The sequence below is a fragment of the Pseudoxanthomonas sp. LARHCG66 genome (assembly GCF_052871755.1).
In genome coordinates this window covers 39,994-48,974 of sequence record NZ_JBIXJW010000010.1, presented here as the reverse complement: position 1 = coordinate 48,974, position 8,981 = coordinate 39,994, and the positions used below count along the sequence as shown (strand labels likewise).

At 67.7% G+C, this 8,981-nt stretch carries 8 protein-coding genes; all 8 read right to left on the bottom strand.

What is annotated here, in order from left to right; genetic code table 11:
* Nucleotides 1-1,849, bottom strand: a 1,849-nt coding sequence (locus ACIPRS_RS18645) for a methyl-accepting chemotaxis protein (protein ID WP_446539620.1), incomplete at its 3' end; no start/stop codon positions are given.
* A 255-nt stretch (nt 1,850-2,104) separates the two neighbouring features.
* A complete protein-coding gene (locus ACIPRS_RS18640) occupies nt 2,105-3,295 on the bottom strand; it encodes an OprO/OprP family phosphate-selective porin (protein ID WP_446539619.1) in 1,191 nt (396 codons plus the stop codon).
* A gap of 98 nt (nt 3,296-3,393) precedes the next feature.
* A complete protein-coding gene (locus tag ACIPRS_RS18635; RefSeq protein ID WP_446539618.1) occupies nt 3,394-5,385 on the bottom strand; it encodes a chemotaxis protein CheA in 1,992 nt (663 codons plus the stop codon).
* Nucleotides 5,386-5,434: 49 nt separating this feature from the next.
* On the bottom strand, nt 5,435-5,800 hold the full coding sequence (locus ACIPRS_RS18630; RefSeq protein WP_192202671.1) for a response regulator: 366 nt from the start codon (nt 5,798-5,800) through the stop codon (nt 5,435-5,437).
* Nucleotides 5,797-6,111: an STAS domain-containing protein gene (locus ACIPRS_RS18625; RefSeq protein ID WP_142124928.1), complete on the bottom strand. Its 315-nt coding sequence runs from the start codon at nt 6,109-6,111 to the stop codon at nt 5,797-5,799. Before ACIPRS_RS18625 ends, ACIPRS_RS18630 begins: the two co-directional genes overlap by 4 nt.
* A 104-nt stretch (nt 6,112-6,215) precedes the next feature.
* Complete coding sequence (locus tag ACIPRS_RS18620) at nt 6,216-7,226, bottom strand: chemotaxis protein CheW (protein WP_446539617.1); 1,011 nt, start codon at nt 7,224-7,226, stop codon at nt 6,216-6,218.
* Nucleotides 7,223-8,005 (bottom strand): ParA family protein, encoded by a 783-nt coding sequence (locus ACIPRS_RS18615; protein WP_446539616.1) that lies wholly within the window; start codon nt 8,003-8,005, stop codon nt 7,223-7,225. The genes ACIPRS_RS18620 and ACIPRS_RS18615 overlap by 4 nt, the downstream gene beginning before the upstream one ends.
* Nucleotides 8,005-8,967, bottom strand: coding sequence for a flagellar motor protein MotD (gene motD / locus ACIPRS_RS18610; protein WP_192202668.1), 963 nt, complete (start codon nt 8,965-8,967; stop codon nt 8,005-8,007). The genes ACIPRS_RS18615 and motD overlap by 1 nt, the downstream gene beginning before the upstream one ends.
* Nucleotides 8,968-8,981 lie beyond the last annotated feature (14 nt).

Genomic DNA, 8,981 nt, shown 5'->3' with positions numbered 1-8,981 from the left:
CTTGGTTCACCAGCGCCGAGCCGTCGGCCACGCGATCCACCGAGTTCTCGATCAGACCCTTGATCTCCTTGGCGGCATTGGCCGAACGTTGGGCGAGGGTGCGCACTTCGGAAGCGACCACCGCGAAGCCGCGACCCTGCTCGCCGGCACGGGCGGCTTCCACCGCCGCGTTCAAGGCCAGGATGTTGGTCTGGAAGGCGATGCCGTCGATGACCGAAATGATCTCGGCGATCTTCTTGGAGGACTGCTCGATGTCGCGCATCGTGGTGACCACCTGGCCGACGACATCGCCACCGAGTGAAGCCACGCCGGCGGCACCGATGGCCAACTGGTTGGCCTGGCGGGCGGACTCGGCGTTCTGGCGCACGGTGGAGGTCAGTTCCTCCATCGAAGCGGCGGTCTCTTCCAGGTTGGCGGCCTGCTGTTCGGTGCGGCGCGACAGGTCATTGTTGCCGGAGGCGATCTCACCGGCAGCGGTGTTGATGCTGGTGGCCGCCATCTGGATGCCGCCGACGATCTCGGTCAGCTGGGCGACGGTGGCGTTGGCATCGTCGCGCATGGTGGCGAAGACGCCGTGGAAGTCGCCTTCCATGCGGGCTGTCAGGTCGCCATCGGCGATCGCACGCAGCAGCGAGGACACATCGGCCAGGTTGCTGTCGGTGGTTTCCATCAGCCGGTTCAGGCCGTCGATCATGTCGCGGAAGTCGTACTGGTACTTTTCGGCGTCACCGCGGTGGGTGAAGTCGCCTGAAGCAGCGGCACTGGCCAGACGCTTGATCTCGCCATTGATGGCCGACAGGTTCGCCTTGGTGGCATCCATGGCTTCGGTGATCTTCGCCTTCTCGCCGGGCAGGCGGTCCATGTCCATTGACAGGTCGCCGATGGCGTAACGCTGCATCACCTCGACCAGCCGCATCTTCACACCGATGTGCTGTGCCACCAGCGCATTGGTGTCGCGCACCATGCGGCCGTACTCGCCGGGGAAATCGCCGTCGTCGATGCGGTAGCTGATCTGGCCTTCGTCGTGGCGGCGCGCCATCTCGCCCTGCGCGCCGATCACCGATACCACCTGCATCTGCATGCGCTGCATGGCGGACAGCAACTGGCCGACCTCATCCTTGCGCGACGTGTCGATGCGGCCGTCGAGCTTGCCGGCGGACACGTCGTTGGCGACGCGCACGGCTTCGTCGACCGGTTTGACGATGGCACGCGCGATGACCCAGCCCAGGCCGATCGCCAGCAGCGTCAGGCCGATCATGCCGGCGACGATGGCGCGCGCACTGGCGCGGTAGCCGGCGTCGGCATTGGCGATCTCTTCGTTCAGTACGTCGACGCTGTGCTCGTTGAGCGTCTTCAGCGCAGCGAACAGGTCGCGGCGGCGCGGACGCGACTTTTCGTCCGAGACGGACTGCGCAAGCACGTAGTCACCTGCTTCAAGCGCGGCATCGATTTCCTTGCGCGCGTCGAAATAGGCGGTCAGCTTCGTGGTGACGTCCGTGTACAGCTGCTTCTCTTTGTCATCGGTCGGCAGCGCCTCGAACAGCGCCTGCTGCTCTTCGACGATCTTCTTGCTGGCGGCCATGCGCTTGTTGTAGTCGATGATCGCGTCGGGTTCGTCCAGGCGGGTCAGCTGGGCGATCTCGAAGGTCCGGAATTCGCCCAGCTGCGAACGTACTTCGCCCATGTACTGGACGGACGGCATGTCGACGCCGCTGACGGCCTGCAGCTTGTCGTTCAACGCGCCGAGGCGCAGCAGCGAGAACACGCCCAGGATGACGGTCATCAGGGCGGTGAGGGCGAAAGCGACGGCCAGCTTCCGGCCGATGGACAGGTTCTGGAACCATTTCATGTGATGCATCTCCGGTTGAGCATGGAAGGCGTGCAGCCAGCCAGCGCCCACGGGTATGTGGACGTCGCGGTATCGATGAGGGGTTCCCCGTCCCGATCCGGCCTTGCCGGCGTTGCATCGTCTGCAGAGGAGGTAACGGCGGCCCTGGTGGCTTCTTTATGACCGTTCGGCGGGAAAGTAATCGTGTTTACCTGATTGCCGGCCTGCGTCGCGCGCGAACTGTGACGCGCGCGACGCGTCCGGCGTAGTGCGCGATCAGAAATGCATCTGTGCGCGCAGTTCGAACACGTCGGGGCTGGCGGAGAACGCGCCGCGCTCGGCATCCACCTTCACGTAGTTGGCCTGGAACTTGAAGTTCTGCGCGAGGTACCACGTGGCGCCGAGCGTCCAGTTGTCTTCGCGGCCGCCTGCAATGCCATCGCTGTCCAGGTCGATGCGGCTGTAGCGTGCGAGCAGTTCAAGCGCACCGTACTTGCCCTTCGGCTTCGGATTGCCGACGTTTCCGGCGCTGTAGGCGCGCGACTCGCCGGTCACCATCCAGCTGCCGAACACGTAGGCGCCATCCGCCGAATACGAAGGCAGGCCGAGCTCGCGCGTGGTCTTCTGGCGCAGGTATTCGCCCTGCAGCGACCACGCGCCATGGATCCACAGGGCTTCCAGGCCGTTGCGGTCGATGCGGTCCACGCGCGTCAGCGTGCCCGAGTCCACCAGCCGTACCGCCGTCAGTGCGGCTTCCGGCTTGGCGCGCCAGCGCGCGCTCGGGTAGACGGTCACGCCCAGTCCGTTGACTTCGCTGTCCGGTCGCTCCTGTGCGGCCGAGATGCCCAGGTGCAGCACGTTGCCGGCCTGCTTGAGGGGGGTCCATGCCACGCGCGCGGCGGCGGTGTCGCCCTTGTTGTTGCCCTGCAGGTCGGATTCGAAGAAGTAGCCGGCGTTGACGATGTAGGCCTCACGCTCGAAGGCCCAGTCGATGCCGGTGCGGCGCCCCTGGTAGAACGCCTGCGTGGGCAGCGAGGCTTCCACGAAGGCTGCGCTGCGCGTGGCGGTATTGCCTTCGAATCCCAGCGGCAGCTTCATCTGGCCGACGCGCAGCTTGCCTGCATCGTGCCCGAACAGCGCCTTGGTTTCGACGCGCAGGGCGACGTCGTTCCAGGTCTTGGCTTCGAAATCGAAGGTCGCGCCGAAGTCGTACACGCCCTTGCGCTTGAGCGTCACGCCGATTTCCTGCCGGCGCCAGGCGTCGTCATCTTCCAGCGCCGCGCCGTTGTAGCCGGTGCCCGAGAAGTGGTTGGCGTCGTACTGCAGGTTGCCGCCCAGGCTCAGCTCGGTGCCGTTGGCGAAGGTGATCTTCGGCGGCCAGGCGGTGGCGTGGGTGCCGGCGTCTTCGGCACGGGCGCTGGCATGGATGGCCATCAGGGCCAGGGCGAGGGTGGAGATGTACTTCATGGATTTACCTGCTGGGTGTGGGCAAGCGCCCGCCTGCCGCGACCAGTCTACGGTCGCGTCCGGTGACGGCGCATTCGTGAAAAGGTGGAGCGGCGGCGTCAGGCCGCCTGCAGCGTCTTGCGTGCGCGGACCAGTCCGCCGACATCGACGATCAGGGCCACGCGGCCGTCACCGAGGATGGTGGCGCCGGAAATGCCGTCGATGCGGCGGTAGTTGTTTTCGATGTTCTTGACCACGACCTGCTGCTGGCCGATCAGCTCGTCCACTTCCAGCGCCAGCTTCTGGCCGTCGGCTTCCACCACGACCACCAGCGGATCTTCCGCCTCGCTCTGGCCGTAGCGGTAGTAGTCGTTCAACGACACGATGGGCAGGTATTCGCCGCGCACGCGCAGCACGCGGCCGTCGCCGGCCACCGTGCGCACGTCCTCGGCCTGCGGCTGCAGGGCCTCGAGCACGTAGCCGAGCGGCAGGATCAGGGTTTCCTCGCCGACCGACACGCCCATGCCGTCCAGGATGGCCAGGGTCAGTGGCAGCCGGATGACCACGCGCGTGCCGCTGCCGGACGCGCTTTCCAGTTGCACTTCGCCACCCAGTGCCTGGATGTTGCGGCGGACCACGTCCATGCCCACACCACGACCGGAGAGATCGGTCACGGCTTCGGCGGTGGAGAAGCCCGGCTGGAAGATCAGGTCCCAGACCTGCGAATCGCTGGGATTCTCCGGCACGGCCAGGCCGCGCTCGGCGGCCTTGGCCAGGATGCGCTCGCGATTCAGGCCGCGGCCGTCGTCGCTGACTTCGATGACGATATGGCCGCCCTGGTGCGACGCCGCCAGCGTGATCGTGCCGGTTTCGTCCTTGCCCGCCTCGCGGCGCGCATCGGGCAGTTCGAGGCCATGGTCGATGGAATTGCGGACCAGGTGCACCAGCGGATCGGCGATGCGTTCGATCAGGCCCTTGTCCAGTTCGGTGCCTTCGCCGATGGTGCGCAGGCGCACCTGCTTGCCGAGGCGTGCGGACAGGTCGCGAACCAGGCGCGGGAAGCGGCGGAACACGGCATCCACCGGCAGCATGCGCACGCCGATGACGGCTTCCTGCAGGTCGCGCGTGTTGCGTTCCAGCAGGTCCAGACCGGCGAACAGGCGCTCGCACTGGGCCTGGTCGAGCAGGCCGGAGACCTGCTTCAGCATGGCCTGGGTGATGACGAGTTCGCCGACGAGGTTGATCAGGCCGTCGATCTTGTCGACGCTGACGCGGATGGAGGTTTCTGCGGTGTCGTTGGCGGCGGGCGCGGCGCCTGCCGGTGCCTGCGCACCGCTGGCGGTAACCGGGGCGACCGGCTGCGCAGCCACGGCCACGGCGTCCACCGGCAGCGCATCGCGCTGCATCGGCTGGATGTCGAGTTCGCAGTCATCCACGACCCAGGCAAACACGTCGTCGACGGCGCTGCGCGGCACCTTGCCGATCAGGCCCAGGTCCCATGCGAGATAGGCTTCCAGCGGATCGATCTGCTCGAAGCCCGGCAGGCGCTCCATCCGGCACGCGATCTCAAGCGGACCGAGGTGTTCCAGTTCGCGCAGGATGCGCAGCGGATCATTGCCGCTCATGAACAGTGACGGCGCGGGGGTGAAGCCGATCTTCCAGCCTTCCGGCGTTTCGTCGGCCTTGGCGGCGGCGGCGGCGGGCGTGGCGGCAGGCGCATCCTGGCCGGACAGGACGGCGTTGAGCCGGTCCTTCATGGCCTGCACGGCGGCGGGGTCGGCCGGAGTGCCGTGTTCGGCCTCGGCCAGCAGGGCACGCAGCACGTCCACCGAGGCCAGCATCGCGTCGACCGCCGGCGGGCTGACGGCGCGCTGGCCGGCGCGCAGTTCGTCCAGCAGGGTTTCCAGTACATGGGTCATGCCGGCGATGGCGTCGAAGCCGAACGTCGCCGAACCGCCCTTGATGGAATGCGCCGCACGGAAGATGGAGTTGATCAGGTCGCCGTCGCGGCTGCCCTGTTCCAGCGACAGCAGGCCGGCTTCCATGGCTTCCAGCCCTTCGCGGCTTTCCTCGAAGAACGTGGCGTGGAAGCGCTGCATGTCCATGTTCATTGCGGTGGAGCCCTGTGGCGGTATGCGAAGTGGGGAGGAAGTGCGGGGCTCAGCCCAGGACTTTCTGGACGGTGGCGACCAGCTGTTCCGGATTGAACGGCTTGACCAGCCAGCCGGTGGCACCAGCGGCCTTGCCTTCGGCCTTCTTGTCGGCGGCCGATTCGGTGGTCAGCATCAGCATGGGCGTGAACTTGTAGTCGGGGATGCCGCGCAGGGCGCGGATCAGCGAGATGCCGTCCATGTTGGGCATGTTGACGTCGGTGACCACCGCGTTGAACTTCTGCCCCTGCGCACGTCCCAGCGCGACCTGGCCATCTTCGGCTTCATCCACCGAATAACCCGCCGAAGTCAGGGCGAAAGCGACCATCTGTCGCATCGAGGCCGAATCGTCCACTACCAGAATGCGTGCGCTCATGCGGCGTTCTCCACTTGTTGCATGTTGTTTTCGTTGTTGGTGGTCGCCAGGCCAAGCTGCGGCGCGAGGCCGAGCAGGCGTGCCGCGTCGCGGAAGTTCTGGCTGACCGCGCTGAAGTCGGTGGCCAGCCCGGCCTGCTCGCGCTGGCGCACGAAGCTGCACAGCACCTGCAGGCTGGCGGTGTGCACGCGCTGCACCGTGCCGGCGTCCAGCACCAGCGGGCCAGGCTGTGCGACATGCATGGCCAGGTGTTGCTTGAGGTCGGTGGCGGCCTCGATGCCGAGGTCATCACCCAGGGGCACTGCGCTCATCGTGTCTCCGGAAGGGCGGCTCTAGTGGGGTATCGGCGCACGCGGGCCACTCTTGAGCGTCCGGTGTGAATATGTGATGCGCGTCGACCTGCCATCGCCATGGCCTAGGTGAGCAGCTGCGAGGCATCCAGCAGGATCACCGCACGTTCGTTGAGGCGCGCCACGCCGCGGAACAGCGGGTTGGCGATGCGGCCGACGCGGGCGTTGTCCGGGGATTCGATCTGGTTGTCGGTCAGGTTGGCGACGTCCTCCACCGCGCTGACGCGCAGGCCGAGGGTCTCGCCATGCTCCTCGAGCACCACGATGCGCGTGGCGGCATCGGTGTCGATCGCACTGCGGCCCAGGTACAGGCCCATGTCGATGACCGGCACCACCTGCCCGCGCAGGTTCATCACGCCCAGCATGTGCGGCGCGGCACCACGCAGGGGCAGCAGGGTGGCGGGGCGCACGACCTCCTGCACCTTCAGCAGTTCCAGCGCGTAATGCTGCTGGTCGCAGCGCAGCCGCAGCCAGCGGGTCTTGCGTTCGGTCGCGCGGCGGCGCTCGCCGGTATCGGGCAATGCCTCCTGCAGGTAGGGCTTGCTCGGCAGCGGCGGCAGCGCGCGCGGCGCCTGCACGGGGCGTGCAGCGGGTGCAGCGACCGGAGCGGCGACCGGCGCGGGTTCGGAAACCCGCGCGGTAGGCGCCGCGCTTCCGTGCAGGTCATCCAGCAGGGCCTCGAACTCGTCGTCGCTGATCATGTCGCTGGCGCTGCCTGCGCGCGCAGGTGCGACGGCGAGCGCAGGCGCGGGCGGGGCGGTGACGACGGGTTCGCTGGGAGGACTGGTTACGGCGGTGGGCGCGCCGCTGCCGTGCAACTGGTCCAGCAGCGCTTCGAATTCGTCGTCGCCGATCATGTCGGCGTCGCTGCCTGCACGTACCGGTGCGATCGCCAGCGCAGGGGGAGCTTTGACGTTCGCGGCGGGCGATGCCGGTGTGTCGGCCGCATCGGGCGATGTCCCGGTGGCGGCTGTTTCCGCGGCGACCGCGGTCAGGGACGGGGCGGCGGCGGTCGCCGTGCCCACGTCGCCCAGCAGGTCGTGCAGGTAGTCGTCGAGGACGGCGGGCGTGGTCATGCGGCTTGCTCGGTGGCGCGTGCTTCCGTCAGCAACAGCCAGTCCAGGGCGCGGCGGTACGCCGACAGGCCGCGGCCGGGATACTGCGCGGCGGGGCTGGAACGGGTCAGTGCATCGACGCTGCAGATGCGCGTGTCATTGGGGATGGCGTCGTTCCAGACGCGTCCGCCGTACTCGTCCTGCATCGCCTTCAACGTCTCGGCACCGGTGCGGGTGCGCTTGTCGTAGAGCGTGGGCAGGATCGAGACCGGCAGTTCGCGATGGCGCGAGCGCTGGATCATGTCGGCGGTGCGGCACATGCCTTTCAGGCCGTGCAGCGCCAGCGGTTCGGTCTGGGTCGGAATGATGACGTGGTCGGCGGCAGCCAGCGCATTGACCATCAGCAGGCCCAGCGTGGGCGGGCAGTCGAACAGCACGTGGTCCCAGGTCTGGCCGCCGCGCGCGAGCGCATTGGACAGGGCCAGGCCCAGACCTGGCTGGGTGGCGCTGCGGCGCTCCAGCGTGGCCAGTGGTGTCTGTGCCGGAACGAAGGCGAGGTTCTCGATCTCGGTGGCGCGCGCCACGCTGGCGAGCAGCGGCGGCTGCTCGTCGAACAGGTCCAGCACGCCGGCAGGCTGCGGCTCGGCGGGCACGCCGAACGCGCGCGTCAGCGACGCATGCGGATCCAGGTCGACCAGCAGCACGCGACGGCCACGCATGGCCAGGGCGCGCCCGAGGGCGAGGGTGGTGGTGGTCTTGCCGACGCCGCCTTTCTGGTTGGCGATTGCCCACACGCGCATCACTGGACTCCTTCATGGACCTGGGGCGCCGGCGGCGCTCCGGGCATGGGCGACGCGGCGTGGGTCGGCAGCGACGGCAGTGCGATCACTGACGGCGCTTCGACGGCCTGTTCCTGGGCATGCAAGTTCGGTGCCGGGCCGGCCGGGCTGGCCAGGATGATCAGCAGCACGCGGCGGTTGGCGTTGCGGCCTTCGAGGGTGGCGTTGTCGCCGATCGGCCGGAACTCGCCGTAGCCGATCATCGCCAGCCGCTCCGGCGGAATTCCGTCGCGGACGAACAGGTGCACCACGCTCGCCGCACGGGCCGAAGACAGTTCCCAGTTGGACGGGAACTGCGCGGTGCGGATCGGGCGGTCGTCGGTATAGCCTTCCACGCGCACCGAGTTGGGTACGTTGCCCAGCACTTCCGCCAGCTTGCCGACGGTCTGCTGCGCCTGCGGATCCAGCGCCGCCGAGCCGGTGGCGAACAGGATGTCGCTGTTGATCTGCACTTCCAGCCACAACTCGGAGCGCTTGATGACGACCAGCTTCTCGTCGATCAGCGGTGCCAGCGCGCGCTCCAGGTCATCGGCGATGCGCTTGAGCTCGCCCTGTGCGCTCTGCAGGCCCTTGGCGTCCAGCGAGAGGTTCATCTGCGAGGCCATCGCCGCCAGCAGAGTGACGTTGGGCGAAGGCGAGGGTGCGGAGGGTCCCTGTTTGGCACCGGACTTGATCGGCGAGGGCCGGTCGAAGTCGGCACCCTGCAGCTGGTGGTTGCCCACCTGCACCGGGTTGATGGTGCGCGGGGCACCGCCGAAGGCCGCCGTGAGCGCATCGGCCATCACGCGGTACTTGCCCTCGTTGATGGTGGAGATGGCGTACATCACCACGAAGAAGGCGAGCAGCAGCGTCATCAGGTCGGCGTAGGGGATCGCCCAGGCCTCGTGGTTCGCGTGCTCCTCGTGTTTCTTCCTGCGCGCCATCGCCGTCGTTCCGC